This is a genomic window from Sphingopyxis sp. OPL5 (assembly GCF_003797775.2).
Classification (GTDB): domain Bacteria; phylum Pseudomonadota; class Alphaproteobacteria; order Sphingomonadales; family Sphingomonadaceae; genus Sphingopyxis.
The window spans coordinates 2,472,049-2,490,747 of sequence record NZ_CP060725.1 but is presented as its reverse complement, the minus strand read 5'-3'; the positions used below and the strand labels follow the sequence as shown (position 1 = coordinate 2,490,747).

15 protein-coding genes are annotated in these 18,699 nt (G+C 66.6%); 3 read left to right on the top strand and 12 right to left on the bottom strand.

Features of this window, described 5'->3' with window-relative positions; all coding sequences use genetic code 11:
• Positions 1-194: 194 nt before the first annotated feature.
• The gene (locus EEB18_RS11880) at positions 195-2,564 is read left to right on the top strand and encodes a TonB-dependent receptor (RefSeq protein WP_187139613.1); all 2,370 of its coding nucleotides are present in this window, start codon (positions 195-197) and stop codon (positions 2,562-2,564) included.
• A gap of 454 nt (positions 2,565-3,018) precedes the next feature.
• Here EEB18_RS11880 and EEB18_RS11875 read toward each other — a convergent pair whose 3' ends face one another.
• The gene (locus EEB18_RS11875) at positions 3,019-3,396 is read right to left on the bottom strand and encodes a VOC family protein (protein WP_187139614.1); all 378 of its coding nucleotides are present in this window, start codon (positions 3,394-3,396) and stop codon (positions 3,019-3,021) included.
• 184 nt (positions 3,397-3,580) lie between these two features.
• Here EEB18_RS11875 and EEB18_RS11870 point away from each other — a divergent pair, with 184 nt between their 5' ends.
• Complete coding sequence (locus tag EEB18_RS11870) at positions 3,581-4,120, top strand: winged helix-turn-helix transcriptional regulator (RefSeq protein ID WP_187139615.1); 540 nt, start codon at positions 3,581-3,583, stop codon at positions 4,118-4,120.
• A gap of 79 nt (positions 4,121-4,199) precedes the next feature.
• Here the strand turns inward: EEB18_RS11870 and EEB18_RS11865 are convergent, their stop codons facing one another.
• The 4 genes from EEB18_RS11865 to EEB18_RS11850 all read right to left on the bottom strand — a co-directional run bounded on the left by EEB18_RS11865 (position 4,200) and on the right by EEB18_RS11850 (position 7,707).
• Positions 4,200-5,786 carry a GMC family oxidoreductase gene (locus EEB18_RS11865; RefSeq protein ID WP_187139616.1) on the bottom strand — a complete coding sequence of 529 codons (1,587 nt, stop codon included), beginning with the start codon at positions 5,784-5,786 and terminating at the stop codon, positions 4,200-4,202.
• Positions 5,787-5,961: 175 nt separating this feature from the next.
• On the bottom strand, positions 5,962-6,876 hold the full coding sequence (locus EEB18_RS11860) for a sterol desaturase family protein (protein WP_187139617.1): 915 nt from the start codon (positions 6,874-6,876) through the stop codon (positions 5,962-5,964).
• The gene (locus EEB18_RS11855; protein ID WP_187139618.1) at positions 6,869-7,276 is read right to left on the bottom strand and encodes a hypothetical protein; all 408 of its coding nucleotides are present in this window, start codon (positions 7,274-7,276) and stop codon (positions 6,869-6,871) included. The genes EEB18_RS11860 and EEB18_RS11855 overlap by 8 nt, the downstream gene beginning before the upstream one ends.
• Positions 7,273-7,707, bottom strand: a complete 435-nt coding sequence (locus EEB18_RS11850) for a TIGR01244 family sulfur transferase (RefSeq protein ID WP_187139619.1) — start codon at positions 7,705-7,707, stop codon at positions 7,273-7,275. Before EEB18_RS11850 ends, EEB18_RS11855 begins: the two co-directional genes overlap by 4 nt.
• 91 nt (positions 7,708-7,798) lie before the next feature.
• On the opposite strand from EEB18_RS11850, the gene EEB18_RS11845 reads away from it, so the two are divergent.
• Entirely contained in the window at positions 7,799-8,440 is a 642-nt protein-coding gene (locus EEB18_RS11845) for a GNAT family N-acetyltransferase (protein ID WP_187139620.1), read from the top strand.
• 122 nt (positions 8,441-8,562) lie between these two features.
• On the opposite strand, the gene EEB18_RS11840 is transcribed toward EEB18_RS11845, so the two are convergent.
• From EEB18_RS11840 to EEB18_RS11810, 7 genes are all read right to left on the bottom strand, one after another.
• Positions 8,563-9,390 carry a sterol desaturase family protein gene (locus tag EEB18_RS11840; RefSeq protein ID WP_187139621.1) on the bottom strand — a complete coding sequence of 276 codons (828 nt, stop codon included), beginning with the start codon at positions 9,388-9,390 and terminating at the stop codon, positions 8,563-8,565.
• 77 nt (positions 9,391-9,467) lie between these two features.
• Entirely contained in the window at positions 9,468-10,532 is a 1,065-nt protein-coding gene (locus EEB18_RS11835; RefSeq protein WP_187139622.1) for an AraC family transcriptional regulator, read from the bottom strand.
• A gap of 41 nt (positions 10,533-10,573) precedes the next feature.
• Entirely contained in the window at positions 10,574-11,563 is a 990-nt protein-coding gene (locus EEB18_RS11830) for a hypothetical protein (RefSeq protein WP_187139623.1), read from the bottom strand.
• A 324-nt stretch (positions 11,564-11,887) separates the two neighbouring features.
• Positions 11,888-13,663 (bottom strand): DNA helicase RecQ, encoded by a 1,776-nt coding sequence (recQ, locus tag EEB18_RS11825; protein WP_187139624.1) that lies wholly within the window; start codon positions 13,661-13,663, stop codon positions 11,888-11,890.
• A gap of 174 nt (positions 13,664-13,837) precedes the next feature.
• Positions 13,838-15,481, bottom strand: coding sequence for a YbaL family putative K(+) efflux transporter (ybaL, locus tag EEB18_RS11820; protein ID WP_187139625.1), 1,644 nt, complete (start codon positions 15,479-15,481; stop codon positions 13,838-13,840).
• Between the two features lie 71 nt (positions 15,482-15,552).
• Positions 15,553-17,592 carry a putative bifunctional diguanylate cyclase/phosphodiesterase gene (locus EEB18_RS11815; protein ID WP_262407908.1) on the bottom strand — a complete coding sequence of 680 codons (2,040 nt, stop codon included), beginning with the start codon at positions 17,590-17,592 and terminating at the stop codon, positions 15,553-15,555.
• 164 nt (positions 17,593-17,756) lie between these two features.
• On the bottom strand, positions 17,757-18,695 hold the full coding sequence (locus EEB18_RS11810) for a hypothetical protein (RefSeq protein WP_187139626.1): 939 nt from the start codon (positions 18,693-18,695) through the stop codon (positions 17,757-17,759).
• Between the last annotated feature and the right edge of the window lie 4 nt (positions 18,696-18,699).

Below are 18,699 nucleotides of genomic sequence, written 5' to 3'. Positions count from 1 at the left end.
TTTGCTTGCGGCCCAGCGGCCTAGCGGCGACGCACCCAGGCGACCTGGCGCTTCGGCATGTGGCAGCAATGCAACAGCGCGCCGACATTTTGTTACGCGCGATTCGGACCCCATTGCGCATTTGTGACAAGAGGCGCACTCCTCTCGCCGCGACGGGACAAGATAGTCCCGCGCTGCTCAGAGAGGAAAACATCATGCATGCTCGCACTATGCTGCTGGCCGGGCTTTCGACGCTCGCGCTGGCCAATTTCGTTACGCCCGCCGCCGCGCAGGACGCCGCCGCCGAGGAAGACGACAGCAACATCATCATCGTCACCGCGACCAAGCGCGACGCCAATCTTCAGGACATCCCCTTTTCGATCAACGCGCAGACCGCCGCCGACATCCAGAGGTCGGGGGCGGTGACGCTCGAGGATCTGTCGCGCAACGTCGCCGGCCTGTCGGTGCAAAACCTTGGCCCCGGCCAGAGCCAGGTGTCGGTCCGCGGCGTGTCGGCGGGACAGGTCGTGCGCGACCAGCCCGGGGTCAAGGAACAGGTCGGCGTCTATCTCGACGAAAGCGTCATCTCGCTCTCGCTCTTCACCCCCGACATCGACCTTTTCGACCTCAACCGCGTCGAAACGCTGCGCGGGCCGCAGGGCACGCTGTTCGGGTCGGGGTCGGTCGGCGGCACGATCCGCTACATCACCAACCAGCCCAAGCTCGGCGTGACCGAAGGCAGCGTCGAGGCGAACCTCAACCTCGTCGACGGCGACGATATCGGGGGTCATCTGAAAGGCGCGATCAACGTCCCGCTCGGCGACAAGGCGGCGGTGCGCGCGGTCGGCTATTACACGCGCTACGGCGGCTTCATCAACGCGGTCGGCCCCGCGGGCGGCAACGACGTCAACAGCGGCGAACGTTATGGCGGGCGCCTCGCGGTGACCTTCGAACCCGTCGACGACGTCACCATCACCCCGCGCATCGTCTATCAAAAGGTGACCGCCGACGGCTTCAACCGCCAGGATATCTATAATCTCTATGGCAACCGCTTCACCACCACGCGCCCGCAGGTGACCTATGACGAGCGCGAGCAATATCTGCTGCTGCGCGAAGCGTTCGAGGACAAGACGCTGATCGCCGACCTGGTGATGAACGCCAAGCTCGACGGCGTTTCGGTCACCTCGGTGACCAGCTACACCAACCGCGACATCCTCGTCAGCCGCGACGCGAGCGCGCTGACCGGTTCGGTCTCGGTCGACCTCGGTTTCCCGACCGCCGGGGTATTGCTGCCATCGGCCCTCGTCGACACCACCGACCTCAAAACCTTCACCCAGGAAGTCCGCCTCGCGTCGGATTATGACAGCGCCTTCCAATGGGTGTTCGGCGGTTTCTATTCGAGTACCGACCGCTTCTATCGCCAGCGCCTGCCCACCCCCGGTTATGACGCCTTCACCGATGCGACGCTCGGCGCGGGCACCTCGGCGGCGGTCGCCAACGGCTTCCCCGCCAACTCGCCGTACAACGCCGACCTGCCCTATAAGATCAAGCAGCTCGCGATCTTCGGCGAAGGCACCTATTCGATCACCGACGCCTTCGACGTTACGGTCGGCGGCCGCTATTACGACTTCGTCGAGACGCGGCGCTTCGTCACCGGCGGATTGTTCGCGAACGGCGACCGCCGCCGCGACAAGACGCGCTCGAACGGCATCAGTCCGCGCGTGCTGCTGAGCTACGACGTCGCCGACAATGTCAGCGTCAATGCGCAGGCGTCGAAGGGCTTTCGCCTCGGCGGGGTCAACGATCCACTCAACCTGCCGCTCTGCTCGCCGAGCGACGCGGCGCTGTTCGGCGGCTTCCAGGATTATGACGACGAGACCTTGTGGAACTATGAAGTCGGCGTGAAGTCGAAGGGCCGCGGCTTCACCTTGAACACCGCCGCCTTCTACAACGACATCCGCAACCTCCAGGTCACGCTCGACGCCGGCAGCTGCTCGTCGCGCATCGTCTTCAACGTCCCCAAGGCGCATTCGATGGGGGTCGAGGTCGAGCTCGGGGTGAACCCGATCGACGGACTCGACCTCAACCTGTCGGGCAGCCTGATCGAGGCCGAGTTCGACACTACCCTGCCCGGCGTGCTCGCCACCGCGACGGGCATCCGCGAAGGCAACCGCCTGCCCTCGGTTCCGAAGTTCCAGCTGTCCGCATCGGGCAGCTATGAATTCCCGGTCTCGGACAGCGCGTCGGCCTATCTCGCGGCCTCGTTCCAGCATGTCGGCGCGCGCTACACCCAGCCCGCGGATCAGGAAAACAACCCGCGCACCTTCGTCCACGGCCTGCCTTTCGGCGGCGCCCCGGCGAACGCCGCGACGACGGTCGACCTTGAACTGCCCGACTACCAGCTGGTCAATCTCAGCGCCGGGGTCGATTTCGAAAGCGGCCTGTCGCTCAGCGTCTATGTCAACAATCTGCTCGACGAAAACGCCCTGCTCTCGTTCGACCGCGAACGCGGCGGCCGGGCGCGCCTCGGCTATACCGTTGGTCAGCCGCGCACCTTCGGCATCACCGCGCGCCAGAGCTTCTAGACGATCGGGGCGGGTTGCCGTTCGCGGCGGCCCGCCTTCGCAGGCGCACAATAAATAGGCAGTGGTGATGCAAATTTAGGCCTTTCCATCATGACATTAATATGGCATTCAACCATCAAGAGTTTCAGGAGGGGAGAGCCTGAAAGGCTGGGCCGGGACGCAAGTCCCGGCCCTCTTTTTTTGTGCGCAGCATAAGCCATCGCGCAAAAGCCCGGAAAAGCGCGGCGCGGAATTTTTCTGCGCCGCAGCCGGCGCACGGGGCGGCTGCGAAAGCCCCCGATTCGCCGCGGCGGAATCCTCCCGAATAGCCAGCGCCCGCGTACCTGTCGCCGCACGCGTCGCGTTGCGGATTTCCGCTCGGACGAAAGAATGAGCGAGTCGGGCCCGGGCTTGAAGACGGACCCATCGCGACCCCCCGCGGCAGCAATGCGGCGGGGGTTGCGCTATCGGGCGTTCAGCCGGCGCCCGCCTCGGACCGCGAAAACATGAAGGCATTGCCGTCGGGGTCGTAGAAGGTGAGCAGCTTCACCAACCCCGGAATATGCTGGATATCGCCGTCCTGCCGTACCCCTTCGGCATCGAGATGCGCCTTCGCCGCCTCGATATCCTCGACCTCGAAGACGTTGGTCGCGCCGCCGCCTTGCACCACCGTCTCGACCTCGCTCAGCCCGATGTTCACGCCCGCCATCGGCGATTTGAGCTCGCACCAGCCGATCTCGTCGGCGCGGTAGAGCAATTCGCACAGCATCACCCGTTCGTACCAGGCGATCGACGCGGTCATGTCCTTGACCCCCATCGAACAGGTGAGTTCGGACCCGATCTTCAACGCCATTGTCATTTCTCCCTATCTGGCCAGGACTTCGTCATTGCGAGCGAAGCGAAGCAATCCAGGGCGACTGACGCCCGCTCTGGATTGCCGCGTCGCCTGCGGCTCCTCGCAATGACGGTGCTTATGAATTGGAACCCAAGCCCCAATCCGCTTGCTTCAATAGTCTGGTTTGTATAGTTACTAGCCAATGCCGTCAAGCGTTCCCGATCCCCTGCTCGCGCAGCTGACCCGCCACCGCTGGCTGGTCCCGCTGCTCGCCGATCTCGCCGCGCACCGGGGCGCGCGGTTCGTCGAACTGGTGAAGCGGCTCGCGCTCGCGCGCGATAGCCTGACGCGCACGCTCGAGGCGGCGGCGGCGATCGGCTGGGTGCAGCGCAATCCCGGCCACGGCCACCCGCTGCGCCCCGAATATATCCTCACCGAAAGCGGGGCCGCCGCCGCACTGCGCGCCGCGACGATCGCGGAGGCGCAGGCGGCAGTCGGCCTGCCGCCCGGCGCGGCGACGCGCTGGGGGCTGCCGCTGGTCGCCGGCATCGACGCCGGGCACGCCCGCTTCAACGCGCTGTCGCGGCTGCTCTCCCCCGCAACCCCGCGCGCGCTGTCGCAGGGGCTGACGGCGCTCGGCAAGCATGGGCTGGTCGTGCGCGATGTGGTCGACGGACGGCCGCCGAGCAGTCTCTATGGGCTGACGGAGACGGGGCGGGTGCTGGCGGAGGCTTGCGCTTAGCGCTCCGGTTCCCCGGCGAAAGCCGGGGTCCATGCGACGCCGCGCCAGCTCTCCGGGTCCCGGCTTTCGCCGGGGAACGTCAGGCCAAAGCCGCCTTCACGAAATCCGCCGCGCGTTCGCCGATCATGATGCTCGGCGCATTGGTGTTGCCGCTGACCAGCCGCGGCATGATGCTCGCATCGGCGACCCACAGCGCGTCGAGGCCCTTCGCCTTCAGCGTCGGGTCGACCACCGAAGCATCGTCGCTGCCCATGCGGCACGTCCCGACCGGATGATAGACGGTGTTGGCTCGGCTGCGGATCAGCGCGTCGAGCGCGGCATCGTCGGCGAGGTCCACCGGATGCCGGTCGGCGCCGGCATAGTCCGACAGCGGCGGCGCGGCGGCGATGCGGTGCATCATCCGCACCCCGGCGCGGAGCGTCGCCATGTCACGGTCATCGGTCAGGAAGCCCGGATCGATCGCGGGCGCGGCGGCGGCGTCCGGTGATGCGAGGCGCACCGTGCCGCGGCTCTCCGGGCGGAGCACGCAGGCGTGGATCGAAAAGCCATGCCCCTTGACCTTGGTCCGGCCATGGTCCTCGAGCATCGCGGGCACGAAATGATATTGGATATCGGGCGCGGGCAGGTCGGGGTGCGATTTCCAGAAGCCGCCCGCTTCGGCGAAGCAGGTCGTCATGATGCCGGTGCGTTTCAGCCGGTGCTCGACAATCGCCTTGAGCATCCGCCAGCTGCCACCGAGGCTGTCGCCGAAGGGATCGGTCGAGCGCGTCTCCCAACTCGACACATAATCGATATGATCCTGCAAATCGGCGCCCACCGCGGCGCGGTCGGCGACCACATCGATGCCCTGCTCCTGCAGATGCGCGCCGGGACCGATCCCCGACAGCATCAGGATCTGCGGGCTGTTGAAGGCCCCCGCCGACAGGATGACCCCGCCCCGCGCGCGCAGCGTCTCCCGGCTACCACCGCGCCGGATCACGACCCCGGTCGCGCGCCCGTCCTCGACGAGGATCTTCTCGACCAGCGCCTTGGTGCGAATGTCGAGATTGGCGCGCCCGCGCAGCGGTTCGACATAGGCGCGCGCCGCCGACCAGCGCTCGCCCGCCTTTTGCGTCGTCTGATAGAGGCCAAAGCCTTCGTTATTCGGTCCGTTGAAATCGGCGGTGCGCGGCAGTTGCAGCGCCGCCGCGCTTTCGACGAAGCGCCGGCTCGTCACATTGGGCCAGCGCTGGTCCATGACATTGAGCGGGCCGTCACTCCCGTGGAAATCGTCCGCCCCGCGCTCATTGCCCTCGCTGCGTTTGAAATATGGCAGCACGTCGGCATAGCTCCAGCCGCTCGCGCCAAGTGCCTGCCACTGGTCGTAATCGAACTGGTGGCCGCGAATATAGACCATCGCGTTGATCGCGCTCGACCCGCCGAGGCCGCGCCCGCGCGGCTGATATCCGATGCGGCCATTCAGCCCCTTTTGCGGGACGGTGTCGTAGCGATAGTTCGACGCCTCGGGGATGAAGGGCATGAAGCCCGGGGTCTTGACGCGGACGATATCGTTCGTCCCACCCGCCTCGACCAGGCACACCGTCCGCTTGCCGTCCTCGGCCAGCCGGCCCGCCGCCGCGCTCCCCGCGCTGCCGCCGCCGATGACGATGATGTCGAACTGATCCATATGCCGCTCCCCTCGCGCCGCCTGCGGGCGGTCGTCGGGTGCTTACATGAATGTCATTAGCGGGCGAAGCAAGACCCTAGTCGTCGCCCCGCGAAGGCGGGGGCCGCTGGAAGTTTACGCCTTCGCCGATGACCAAGGCCGACAACGGCCCCCGCCTTCGCGGGGGCGAGGATGCCTACTCCGCCGGCTCTTCCACCGGCCGCCCCGCCGCCCAGCGTTCCTTGATCATCGCACTCGTCGCGCGGCTGCCGTCGTGGCTCCAGCCGGGCTCGCGCCACATATAGTCGAGCTTGTGCTTCCACGGCGCATGCCAGACGTCCTTGGCGATGCCGACCCATTCATGGACCGCGGCCCATAATATGTTGAAGCTGCCGAGCTGCTTGACGATGCCATAGCGCACCGGTTCGTCGTCGCGCTCGGCGACGAAGCTGCCGAACATCTTGTCCCAGATGATGAAGACCCCGGCATAATTGGCGTCGAGGTAGCGCGGGTTGACGCCGTGATGGACGCGGTGGTGCGACGGGGTGTTCATCACTGCCTCGAACCATTTCGGCATCCGCCCGATCGCCTCGGTATGGATCCAGAACTGGTAGATCAGGTTCAGCCCCGCGCAGAAGAACACCATCGCGGGCGGAAAGCCGATCAGAAACAAAGGCAGCCGGAAGAGGAAGGTCAGGCTGAAAAAGCCCGTCCATGTCTGCCTGAGCGCGGTCGAGAGATTATAATGCTGCGAGCTGTGGTGGATGACATGGCTCGCCCAGAACCAGCGGACGCGGTGCGCGCTGCGGTGGAAGGCATAATAAGCCAGATCGTCGAGGAAGAAGCAGAGAATCCACGCCCACCACCAGCTCCGGAAATCGATGCCGATGTCGAACAGGTGGAACTGATAGACCCACACCGACATGCCGACCACCGCCGCACCGACGAGCGCACCGGCGACCTGGCTGACCGTGCCGAGCATCAGCGAGGTCAGCGTGTCGCGCGCCTCGTAGCGACTTTTGTCGCGGCGCAGCGAAACGATCATCTCGGCGATCAGCAGCAGGATGAAGGCGGGCACCGCATAGACGACGGGATCGGGAAGCTTATCCACGGGCGATCTCGCGCATCCGGCTGGCCCACATCCCCGCGTCCTTCCCCAATTGCAGCGTCACCGTGCCGAAGGTGCGTTCGGGCATGGTCAGGATCAGAAAGTCCTTGTCGAGCCGACCGGTCACGCTGGCGTCGATCGGGCGCGCCGCGAAATGATTGCCATGCGCGCGGACCAGCATCTGGCGCCCCCCGGCATCGCGGACGATCGCCGCGAAACCCGCCCGGTCGCGCGCGACCTCGACGCCCCTGAACCCCGCCTCGGCCTCTTCGGCGAGGCGGATCGCATGCGCCTCATCCGCGATGCGCGGATCGGCGCCCAGTCCCATGGCCTTGACCAGCCAGGCGACGAACAGCACCGCGACCAGCGAAGCGCCCAATTGGATGAGGTCCGCCAGCGTCATTTGTCGCCCGCGAGCGCGTCCATCATCGGCCGTAGCCCGCTCAGGTCATACCCCGCATTCGCCGCTGCCTCGACGATAGCATCGACATCGTCGCCGGCGCGCGCGCGGGTCAGCGCCCACAGATGCGTCGAGCGCGTGCCCGAGCGGCAATAAGCGAGGACCGGCCCCGTCGCATCGCCGAGCAGGGTGTCGAGCGCGTCGAGCTGCGGATGGCTGAAGCCCGCATGGCCGACCGGGATCGCGGCATAGGCCAGTCCCTCGGCCGCCGCGGCATGCGCGATATCGTCGCCCTGCGGCGCGGCGGGTTCCTCACCGTCGGGCCGGTTGTTGACGATCATCGCGAAGCCCGCGGCCTTGGCCTCAGCCACGTCCTCGAGTGTAATCTGGGGGGCGACGCTATAGTCGGCGGACAGGGTTCGAAAATCGCTCATGGCGCCGATCTACTCCCGCCGCCCGCTCGCTGACAAGCGGGAAGCTGCGTTGCCGCTTTCCTTGCCCGGCGCTTTACCTATGGTCGTTGCCATGGACGATCATTTCACATGGGCCTTCGGCTATTGCGCGGCGCGCGGCTTTGGCGATCCGGTTGCCACGACCACCCCTCCGGCGCTGTGGTTCGATGTCGGCAAGCCCGACCAGGCCGGCCGCTTCATTCTGGGGAATGTGTCGGGGGAGGCGGCCGCCGATGCGTTCGCCGCTGTCGCGGCGCCCCATATCTATGTCGACATTGCCGCGCCGCGCGACGCCATTCTCCCCCATATTCCGCCGCGCTGGCAGCCGCGCGACGCGATGTGGCTGATGGCGACCGACGCCCTCATGCCGGCGGCGCGGCCCACACCCGGCTTTGCGATCGAAGTCGATGAAAGCACCGACCGTTTCGAGGCGGTGGCCAGGCATGGCGACGGGTCGCTCGCCGCGCGCGGCGTTCTCGGCATCCATGGCCGCACCGCCGTCTATGACCAGATCGTCACCGAAGCGGCGTTCGCTCGCCGCGGGCTCGGCTCGGCGATCATGGCCGAACTCGGTCGCCGCGCCGTTGCGCGGGGCGTCACCACATGCCTGCTAGTCGCCACCGCCGACGGCAAGGCGCTTTACGAACGGCTCAGCTGGACACTGCGCAGCGACATCGTCTCGGTCATCTCGCCGCCGGAGCGCCCCCGCCGATAAACCGAAAGGCGCGAAAGCCTGGGGGCGCGAGCCGCGCCCCCAGGCTCCGTGAGGCGGGACGCCCTTGCGCGGCGCCCCACTGCCTTCTCCCCGAACCCCTCGCCCGGGAAGGCGGTTTCGGTTCAGGCGGCCACCGCTGTTGCGCCTGAGTCGGCGGGTTTCGCGCCCACCGCGCGGTCGCCGGCCACCACCTCGGCAAAACGCTCGGCGTAACGCGGATGCTCGGTCCCCATCATCTTGTCCCACCAGGTGAAATAGAGCCCGTAATTCTTGTTGAAGCCGCCATTGTGGTGGAGGTCGTGGTGCGTCGTCGTGTTGATCCAGCGCGTCCACGGCGTCGACAGCCACCAGCGCGGGTGGAGCTCGAACCCCGCATGCCCCATCGCGTTGCGCAGGATCTGGAACAATATCCAGCTCAGCATCACCCAGCCCGGGGTCGGCACGAAGAAGAGCCAGATCGGCACGAAGGCGATCATCACGAACGCCTCGGGAATCGCGAAACTGTACGCCGCCCAGGGCGTCGGGGTGATCGAGCGGTGATGCGCGCGGTGGAAGATCCTGAACAATTTCGGGTGGTGCATCGCGCGGTGCACCCAATAGAAATAGGCGTCGTGGGCGACGATGATCGCGGCGAGCAGCGCGAGGTCGCCGACCCAGCCATAGCTGCCCTCGAACCGGTGCAGCACCCCGGCATCGACGCCCCAGATGATGAACGCCGACACGACCGTATAGACCGCGACGGTCTGCACCGATTGCGCGAATTCGCGGCGCCTGTCGGCCATCGTCGCCTCGCGCGCCTGGATCTTGCGAGTCCTGAGGCTGGTCCGCCGCAATCCCCAGACGATCGCCGCGACCAGCGCGGCGGCGACCAGGTAGCGACCGAAGTCGAAGGCGAAGACGACCGGCCCTTTGTGGACCAGATTGGCGAGCGGCGGAAAGGCGTCGAGCATCGGGGCATCCTGTCTGGATTGGATGCCCGCCTTTCAGCACGGCAGCAGATGCCCCGCTCCCCGATGTCGGAAAACGGCTAGCCGATTCTGGAATCGGCGAGTCGGACGCTGCGATATTCGCTCGGCGTCATCGCCTCGGCGTCGCGGAACGCGCGGTTGAACGGCCCGAGCGAGCCGAAACCCGCGTCGAGCGCGATCGTCAGGATCGGCACCTCGCGCTGCGCCGGGTCGGCGAGCGCGGCGCGGACCTCGTCGAGCCGGAAGCCGTTCAGGAAGGCGGTGAAGTTGCGATAGCCCATCTCGCCGTTGATCGCGCGCCGCACGCGGTACTCCGGCTCGCCGAGCCGCGCCGCGAGCATCGCGATCGAAAAGCCCTCGGCGCGATAGGCGCGCTCATCGGCCATCACCGCACGCAACCGCTGCGCCAGCGGCGACGGCGCGGTGGGCGACGCCACCGCATCGGGTTCCGTCGACGCTCCCGGCGCCGCGAACAATTCGGCTGCGCGAAACCGGTACAGCCCGACCGAGACGATGAAGGTCGCGACGAAGATCGCGACGAGCGTCACCGACCGGCCAAGGTCCCGGCTCATGTCGCGGTTGTGAAACATCTCGACAAAGGTGACGAGCAGGATGAAGCCGCCGATCGCCCCGACGACGCCGAGCCGGAATCCGCGCCGTGCCTCGATCAGGTCGTTGGCGCGCCCGCGCCAGGCGATCCACATGCCCGCAACCGCAAAGGCGAACATGCCGATCCGCACCACCCCCCAAATCTCCCAGCTGAAGCGCCCGGTCACCGCGATCAGCGCAACCTGGATCAGCGGCAACGCGCCGAACGCCAGCACCAGCAACCAACTGCGCCAACCGATCCGCCGCCGGTCGTCGAACCACAGCCGCGCGAACAGCCAGAACAGCGCCGGCACCATCACCGACAAGGCATCGCTCAGCACATAGGGGAAAAGCGCCGCGCCATGCGGTCGGAACAGCCGCGCCAGCAGATAGGCGACGATTGCGACGTTCATCGCGATCGCGACCCGCGCCGACAGGACAGCGCGATGGTCGCGCACCAAAATAGCAATCCACAGCGCGAACAGTGCGATCGCGCCGCCGCGAATCATCGGGTCGATTATGTCCAGCGCCGCCATCGCCGTCTGCTAGCTCACGGCGCGCGGCGGCGCCACCATGCCTAGCCGTCGGGATATTGGTCGATGCAGGTCTGCATTTCGGCCCACAGCCCGTCCGCGGCGGCAAGCTGGACCACCCCCATTTCCTTGCCGAGCACCTTGACCTGCATCGTCCGGCCCGCCTTCAGAGTCGGCCAATAATATTCTTGCAGCGCGCCCAGCTTGTAATCGGTCGCGCCTTCCTCGGTGGCGCCATAAAGGAAGCGCGCCGCCACCGCGCCATCGACGAAGATCGCGGTGCCCGGGAAATTGGCGTAGGCGACGCCGGGATCGAACCGATCGCGCGGATTGCCTTCGGCATCCTCGCCGGCGCTCGCGCCCTTCTCGTGCTGCGCCGACAGCGCCTCGGATTTGCCTTCGTCGATGCGCGGCAGCGCCTTGCCGCTCAGCCAGATATTGCCATCGTTGAAATTGGTGAAGCGCAGCGCGAGCGTCAGATCCTTCGCCAGCGGCCGCGTCGCGATGCAGCTGTTGCCGCGCGACTGAAAGGTCCAGCCGTCGCCGAAGCTCAAATCCTTGCGCGGGATCGGCGGCGGTTCCCTGCCCTGCCGCTCCAGCGCGGCGCCGCCCGCGAATTTTTCGGGCGCCGCGAGCGCGAGCAGTTCGGCCATGTCGCGATAGGCGTCGAGATGGGCCCGGCGCAGCTTGTCGCACGCGGTCATGCGACCGATCAGGTGATCGGCCCGCGCGCTGCCTTCGGCGGGCTGCGCGACCACGGCTTCGCCCTCTTCCTTGTGCACCGTATCGAAGGCGGCGGTCTGCTCGGCGTCGCTCAACGCCGATCGGTCGCTGGCGAGCGCGAACCAGGTCAGCGCCATCGCCTCGCGCGTCCGCACCGCTTCGGCATCGCCCTCGACGAGCACCCCCATCAGGCTGTTGAGCACCCCGCAACGCGCCGCGTCGCCATAGGCGACCGGTGTTTCCTCGGCGGCGGCGGCGGCGGGGACGGCGAGCAACAGGGCGGGAAGGATCGGCAGGGCATAGCGCAGCATGGCAAACTCCATCGGCTGCGACCCCGAGCCGCCTAGATGCTTGGGCCGAGGGCTGCTGTCAATCGACCGGTGCGGGGGTAAAGCGAACCGCGAACTTGGCGTTTTTTCGATCTCACGCAAAGGCGCAAAGGCGCGAAGAAGAAAAAGGAATCTCACACAAAGACACAAAGAGGGCGGCAATGACCTTCGGCGTTGCAACAGGCCCGCGCGAAGCGCATTTTTTGGCCTGCGGCGCAGGAACCGTTCGCAATTTTCGCCAACATCTTTGTGTCTTTGTGTGAGATTCTACTTCTTCGCGCCTTTGCGCCTTTGCGTGAGATTTTTCTAAAACTGCCTGATCACCGCCAGAAACGCATCGCCCCACGCCTCGAGCTTTTTGGCACCGACTCCCGGGATCGCCCCCATCGCGTGCAAAGTGCCGGGCTTTTCGGTCGCCATCGCGCGCAGCACCGCGTCGTGGAACACGACATAGGGCGGCACCCCCGCCTCGGCCGCGAGTTCGCGCCGGACGCTGCGCAGCGCGTCGAACAGCGGGTCGCCGACCGGGTTCGGCGCCCCGCCCGCGCCGCCGCGCTCGCGCCGCGTGCGTTTCACCGGCGGTTCGGCCATCAGCACCTCGGCCTCGCCCTTCAGCACCGGGCGCGCCGCTGGGCCGAGCATCAGCCCGCCATGTTCGGTCGTGGCGAGCGCCTCGCGCGCCATCAGGCTGCGCACCAGCGGCTTGATCAGCCGCGCCTCCTCGCCCGCGACGATGCCGAACACCGACAATTTGTCGTGGCCGCGACTGACGATCCGCTCGTCGCTGCGCCCCGTCAGCACCGCCTCGACATGGCCGATGCCGAAGCTCTGCCCGGTGCGATACACCGCCGAGAGCAATTTGCGCGCCAGTTCGGTCGCGTCGATCCGGCTCGGCGGTTCGAGGCAATTGTCGCAATTGCCGCAGCGCTCGGGCGGGTCTTCGCCGAAATGGCGGAGCAGCAAGGCGCGGCGGCACGCCGGCGTCTCGACCAGCGCACCAAGCGCGTTCAGGCGTGTCCGCTCGCCGGCGACGCGCGCCTCGGGCAGTTCGCCCAATCGCGACCGCGCCATCGCGAAGTCGGTCGCCCCCCACAGCATGAGCGCCTCGGCCGGGTCGCCGTCGCGGCCGGCGCGGCCGGTTTCCTGATAATAGGCCTCGATCGATTTCGGCAGCCCGGCGTGCGCGACGAAGCGCACGTCGGGCTTGTCGATCCCCATGCCGAAGGCGACCGTCGCGGTGACGATGCCGTCCTCCGACGCGACGAAATCATGCTGCACCCGCGCCCGGATTTCGGGATCGAGCCCGGCGTGATAGGCCGCGACCTTGCGCCCGGTCGCCGCCGCGAGCTGGCTCGCCAGCTTCTCGGTCCCGCTGCGCGTCGGGCAATAGACGATGCCGGGGCCCGGATTGGCGGTGATGAAATCGGTGAGCTGGCGCGCCGGGGTGACGCGCCCGCGCATCGCATAGCGGATGTTCGGCCGGTCGAACCCCGCGAGGATCAGTCCGCCCGCGGGGATGCCGAGCTGGACGAGGATATCCTCGCGCGTATGCTTGTCGGCGGTCGCGGTTAGCGCAAGCCGCGGCACCGCCGGGAAGGCGTCGAGCAAGGGCCGCAGCAGGCGGTAATCGGGGCGGAAATCATGCCCCCATTCGCTGACGCAATGCGCCTCGTCGATCGCGAACAGCGCCGGGCTGCGCGCCTCGAGCAGCGCGCGAAACCCCTCGCCGGTCGCGCGTTCGGGCGCCACATAAAGCAGGTCGAGGTCGCCGTCGCGATAGCGCTGGCGCGTCTCGGCGAAATCGGCATCGACGCTGGTCAGCGCCGCCGCGCGGATTCCCGCCGCCCGCGCGCCGCGCAGCTGGTCGTGCATCAGCGCGATCAGCGGCGACACGACGACGACACAGCCGGGCAGCGCGACCGCGGGCAGCTGATAGGTCAGCGACTTGCCTGCGCCGGTCGGCATCACCGCGAGCGTGCGCTCGCCCGCCATGACGCGGTCGACGACTTCGCCCTGGCGGCCACGGAAATGGTCGAAGCCGAAGGTCGATTTCAGGAGGGGGAGCAGCGCGGCGGCGGTCATGCCGGGGCGATAGGAAGTTTGGGGGAGTGGGGGAAGCCCCGACCTCCTCAATATCGGGATCGATCCTCAAATATCGTCGTCCCCGCGAAAGCGGGGACCCAGTGCGTAAGTCGACTTACCCTTCGCTGGGCCCCCGCTTTCGCGGGGATGACAAAGGTAGAATGAGACGCGAAGCTAAGCCCGCGCCAGCATCGCCCGTTCGGCCATCCGCGACGCGGTCTCGCGTTCGGCCATCACGACATGGTCGGCGCCGCGCCGCACCAGGTCGGTCACCTCCTCGTCCGAATGCGCGCGCGCGACGATCAGCAGTTTGGGATTGATCGCCCGCGCCCGCCGCACGATCGCCCCCGCCTCGACCCCTTCGGGGATCGCGATCAGCAGGGTCGAGGCGTCCTCGATTCCCGCCTGCCGCAGGATGCTTTCCTTGGTCGCGTCGCCGACGATCACCGTCGCCCCGGCCTGCTTCGCCGCCGCCGCCATGTCCTTCTGGTCCTCGATCACCGTCAGCCCCTCACCGCGGCCGCAGATCAGCGAGCCGATATGGCTGCCGACGCGGCCATAGCCGATCAGCACCACCCCGGCGTTGCACGGCGCGGGCGCCGCTTCGGCCGCGACCGGCTCCTCCGCCGCATCGGGCTGCTCGGCGCGGATGCGCCGCACCGCGAGGGTGAACAGGATCGGATTGAACAGAATCGACAGCAGCGCGCCGGCGAGGATCAGGTCGCGCCCGGTTTCGGGCAGCACCCCGAGCCCGACCCCCAGCCCGGCGAGAATGAAGGAGAATTCGCCGATCTGCGCCAGGCTGACCGACACGGTCAGCGCGGTCTGGCTCCGGTGACCGAACGCCCGGACGAGCGCATAGGCGGCGACCGATTTGCCGATGACGATGATCGCGACCGTCGCGATCACCGGCCCCGGCTGCTCGATCAGCACCTTGGGGTCGAACAACATGCCGACCGATACGAAGAACAGCACCGCGAACGCGTCGCGCAGCGGCAGCGTTTCCTCGGCGGCGCGGCGCGACAGCTGCGTCTCGCCGAGGATCATGCCGGCAAAGAAGGCGCCGAGCGCAAAGCTCACGTCGAAAATCACCGCCGCGCCGAACGCGACCCCTAGCGCGATCGCCAGCACCGCGAGCCGGAACAGCTCGCGCGATCCCGAATGCGCGACCCAGTGCAGCACCCAGGGCAGCACCCGCCGCGCGATCACGAACATGAAGGCGGCGAAACCGACGACCTTGACCAGCACGATCGCCGCCGATTGCAGCAGCCCCGCGCTCGTTCCCTCGTCGCCGCGCGCCCCGAACATCGCGGGCAGCAGCACCAGTGCGAGCACCATGACGAGGTCCTCGACGATCAGCCAGCCGACGGCGATCCGTCCCTTTTCGGTCTCGACCATGTCGCGCGCCTGCAACGCGCGCAGCAGCACCACCGTCGAGGCGACCGACAGCGCGAGGCCGAAGACCACGCTGCCCTCGATCGACCAGCCGAGCCACAGCCCGAGCATCATCCCCAGCGCGGTCGCCACCCCGATCTGCAGCACCGCCCCCGGCACCGCGATCTTGCGCACCGACAACAGGTCTTTCAGCGAAAAATGCAGGCCGACCCCGAACATCAGCAGGATCACGCCGATCTCGGCGAGCTGCATCGCAAGCCCGGTGTCGGCAACGAAGCCCGGGGTGAACGGCCCGACCATCACCCCGGCGAGCAGATAGCCCGCGATCGGCGAAATGCGCAGCCGGTGCGCCAGCGCGCCCATCAAAAAGGCGACCCCCAAGCCCGCGACCACGGTTCCGATCAAAGAAGTGTCGTGCGGCATGCTCCTTGCGTACGGGGCGCGGGCACGGCGGGTCAAGTTGTGCGGCGCAAAAAAACGTGACGGGCGACCCGTCAGGCCGCCTGTGCGCCCAAGCCTCCGCCCGCATCTGCCAGCGCGACCCCGCGGCCCGGGCGGCCGATCAGGAAACCCTGCGCCTCGTCGCAGCCCTCGCGGCGCAGCACCTCGAGCTGCTCGCGCGTCTCGATCCCTTCCGCCAGGATCGGGATCGACAGGCTCTTGCCCAGCGCCAGCACCGCGCGCAAAATCGCCGTCGACTGGATATTGCCTTCCAGCTCGGCGGCGAAGAAGCGGTCGAGCTTGATCTTGTCGAACGGAAAGGCGCGCAGCGTTTCGAGCGACGAATAGCCGGTGCCGAAATCGTCGAGCGCGACCCCGATGCCCAGCGCCTTGATCTGGCGCAGCACGTGCAGCGCGCGGTCGCGGTCGGCGATGATCGCGGTCTCGGTCAGCTCGATCTCCAGCCGCCGCGGCGGCAGGCCGGTATCGATCAGCACCTGGTGGAACAGGCGCGGCAGGTCGGCGTGCGCCAGCTGCAGCGGCGACACATTGACCGCGACCTTCGACTGGTGCGGCCAGGCGGCCGCATCGGCGCAGGCGCGGCGCAGCACCCATTCGCCGAGCGCGAGGATGAAGCCGTTCGATTCGGCGATCGGAATGAACACCGCGGGCGGGATCGCGCCGCGTTGCGGATGGGTCCAGCGCAGCAGCGCCTCATAGCCGGTGACCGCCCCGCTCGTGACCGATGTCTGGACCTGGTAATGGACGTCGAGTTCGTCGCGGTCGATCGCGCGGCGCAGGTCGGCGGCGAGTTCGCGCTGATCGCGGATCGCCTCGTCGAGCTGCGAATCATAATGGCACGGCACCGGCGCGGCATCGGCCTTGGCGCGATACATCGCGAGGTCGGCATTGTTCGCCAGCACCTCGGCGGTCGCGGCATCGTCGGGGAAGACCGCGATGCCGATGCTGGCGCCCAGCCGCGCCTCGAAATCCGCCAGAATCAGCGGGGCCTTCAGCTCGGCATCGAGCCGCGCCGCGAACGCCGTCAGCTGCGCCCGATCGGTAAAGCGCGTCAGTGCGACAAACTCGTCGCCGCCCAGCCGCGCGACAAATTCATTGTGGCCGAGCGCATCGCGCATCCGCTGCGCGATGCGCGCGAGCACCTCGTCGCCGGCCTTGTGGCCGTGGACGTCGTTGATTTCCTTGAAGCGGTCGAGGTCGATCGCGCAGAGACCGACGCGCTCGCCATTGACGATCGCGGCGCCGATCTGCCGCGCCAGTTCGGCACGAAAGGCGGTGCGGTTGGGCAGGCCGGTCAGCGCGTCGTTCATCGCCATATGGGTCAGCTCGCGCATCGCCTCCGAGCGCGTCTGCCGGTCGAGCATCGCCGCGAACACGCCCGCAGCGATGACGATGCCGCCGACGAGCACGGTCGCGAGCGCCAGCGCATTGAATTCCGAAGGGCGGAGCGGTGTCTGGTCGAGCGCCATCGGCGTGATGCGCATCGCCGTCATCGCGAGGAAGTGGAGCGAGGCGATCGCGAGCACGATGAGCGTCGTGGCGAGCAGGACCCGATGGCGCATCGCCCGCTGCGTGCGCAGCACGGTCAGCGCGGCTGCGGCGAAGACCATGCCGCTGATCACCGCCGCGGCGATATAATTCTGGTCCCAGGCGACGATGCCGTCGACGCGATAGGCGGTCATGCCGGTAAAGTGCATCGCGGCGATCGCGCCGCCGAACAGCGCGCCGCCGATCGCGCCAAAAATGTCGTCGCGGCCCCACGCGGCGACCGCGAAACCGATGAACGATCCGACTATCGCGACCATCAGCGAGGCGATCGTCAACACCGGATCGAGGGTGACGGGGGCTTTCGCTTCAAAGGCGAGCATCGCGACGAAATGGGTGCACCAGATCGTCGCGCTGGCCGCGACGGCGACGAGGAACGCCCATGCGATCCCCTGCGCCCGCTCCGCATCGCGCGCGCGTTCGAACATCTGCACGATGGCAAAGGCACCGACGCCGCAGATCGCGACGGCGAGCGCGACGAGCCACGGATCGTGCTCGATCGCGATGCACATGGCCAGCCTGATCAAAATCCCCACCTCTTGACGCAAAACAGCCCGCGGACAGGGCGGGACGATTGCTGCCGAAATGGCGGTAATTGCTTACAAATTTGTAAATTGATCGGGAATAGGATCGCGAGATCGGCTACCGGGCAAGGTCCGAAAGCCGTGCGGACCAAGAGCAGGACATGGAGTTAATTGGTAGGCGGATAAAATATCGCGTCCAGTGAGGTGTCGCGCGGGGGGATTCCGGGAATTTTATGGATTAACTCGTCAACGCTATTTCTCGGGCTTGCAAACACCATGTGCTTCCCGAGCGCAAAAACGTCTGTCACAGTTGGTCGTTCGGATCGATAGAATATCGCATTTCTAGCGTAAACTTGAACTGCGTAATTAAGTGCATCAACCTCCGACGGTGTAGCGACAAGCGTAACTAGTCTAGGATCAAGCCGGTAGCTGCTGGGTTTCGCGAATAGCACGGCCATCCAAGGCGTTAGCGGAACGAGAATTTTGGGGCCATGTAAGTGTTCTACGGGCGCCAAGATGTTATGGAAAAAGCCATCTCCAAAGACAAATTCTCGATCAGGTGAAAAGATGACCATCGCTTTGCCCGAACTTCTGATCGACCTCACGGCATTTCGTTGAGAGTTGCGCATATTGACCCCGATTAAGCTGTTCCGGTTCCATTCGGGGAGAGGGCCACGAAACTCCTCGGCGAGTGCGACTGCGGTCTCGCGGTGCTTCGGACTCCTAACTGCCAACGATACAATGCACTCGATGAGCATTTCGAACTGCTTATCGGCAGCGGAAACGTGCACTATGCGTTCCTCGGCAGCATCTGAAAAAGGTGGATAGCAACGATCCAACCGATAGAGCCAATCGATAACGCTCGGAAAGTTGTCGTCAGCGACCTGAAATTCGGCCTCGAAACTGGTGTCCCAAGGCGTCACTTCACTTGGATTTTCGCCAATTTTGATCGTATGGCCGTTACCTATTAGCCCAAAGTTTTTCGGAACACTCTTGCGGACCGAATTGTCAGGAAGGAGCCAGGTGACGCCTCCATCGTCATCCGCCCAATGCTCTGACACACATTCCGGCCACCAATGGTGACCTGCCGATTTAATCTTCGCCATTTCC

What these genes read in the sequence shown, in the direction of transcription:
- EEB18_RS11830 (WP_187139623.1), bottom strand. Translation starts at nt 11,563, where the DNA reads ATGCTGCGCTATGCCCTGCCGATCCTTCCCGCCCTGTTGCTCGCCGTC.
- EEB18_RS11845 (WP_187139620.1), top strand. Translation starts at nt 7,799, where the DNA reads ATGGACGATCATTTCACATGGGCCTTCGGCTATTGCGCGGCGCGCGGC.
- EEB18_RS11835 (WP_187139622.1), bottom strand. Translation starts at nt 10,532, where the DNA reads ATGGCGGCGCTGGACATAATCGACCCGATGATTCGCGGCGGCGCGATC.
- EEB18_RS11875 (WP_187139614.1), bottom strand. Translation starts at nt 3,396, where the DNA reads ATGGCGTTGAAGATCGGGTCCGAACTCACCTGTTCGATGGGGGTCAAG.
- ybaL (WP_187139625.1), bottom strand. Translation starts at nt 15,481, where the DNA reads ATGCCGCACGACACTTCTTTGATCGGAACCGTGGTCGCGGGCTTGGGG.
- EEB18_RS11865 (WP_187139616.1), bottom strand. Translation starts at nt 5,786, where the DNA reads ATGGATCAGTTCGACATCATCGTCATCGGCGGCGGCAGCGCGGGGAGC.
- EEB18_RS11880 (WP_187139613.1), top strand. Translation starts at nt 195, where the DNA reads ATGCATGCTCGCACTATGCTGCTGGCCGGGCTTTCGACGCTCGCGCTG.
- EEB18_RS11840 (WP_187139621.1), bottom strand. Translation starts at nt 9,390, where the DNA reads ATGCTCGACGCCTTTCCGCCGCTCGCCAATCTGGTCCACAAAGGGCCG.
- EEB18_RS11855 (WP_187139618.1), bottom strand. Translation starts at nt 7,276, where the DNA reads ATGACGCTGGCGGACCTCATCCAATTGGGCGCTTCGCTGGTCGCGGTG.
- EEB18_RS11870 (WP_187139615.1), top strand. Translation starts at nt 3,581, where the DNA reads ATGCCGTCAAGCGTTCCCGATCCCCTGCTCGCGCAGCTGACCCGCCAC.
- EEB18_RS11850 (WP_187139619.1), bottom strand. Translation starts at nt 7,707, where the DNA reads ATGAGCGATTTTCGAACCCTGTCCGCCGACTATAGCGTCGCCCCCCAG.
- EEB18_RS11810 (WP_187139626.1), bottom strand. Translation starts at nt 18,695, where the DNA reads ATGGCGAAGATTAAATCGGCAGGTCACCATTGGTGGCCGGAATGTGTG.
- recQ (WP_187139624.1), bottom strand. Translation starts at nt 13,663, where the DNA reads ATGACCGCCGCCGCGCTGCTCCCCCTCCTGAAATCGACCTTCGGCTTC.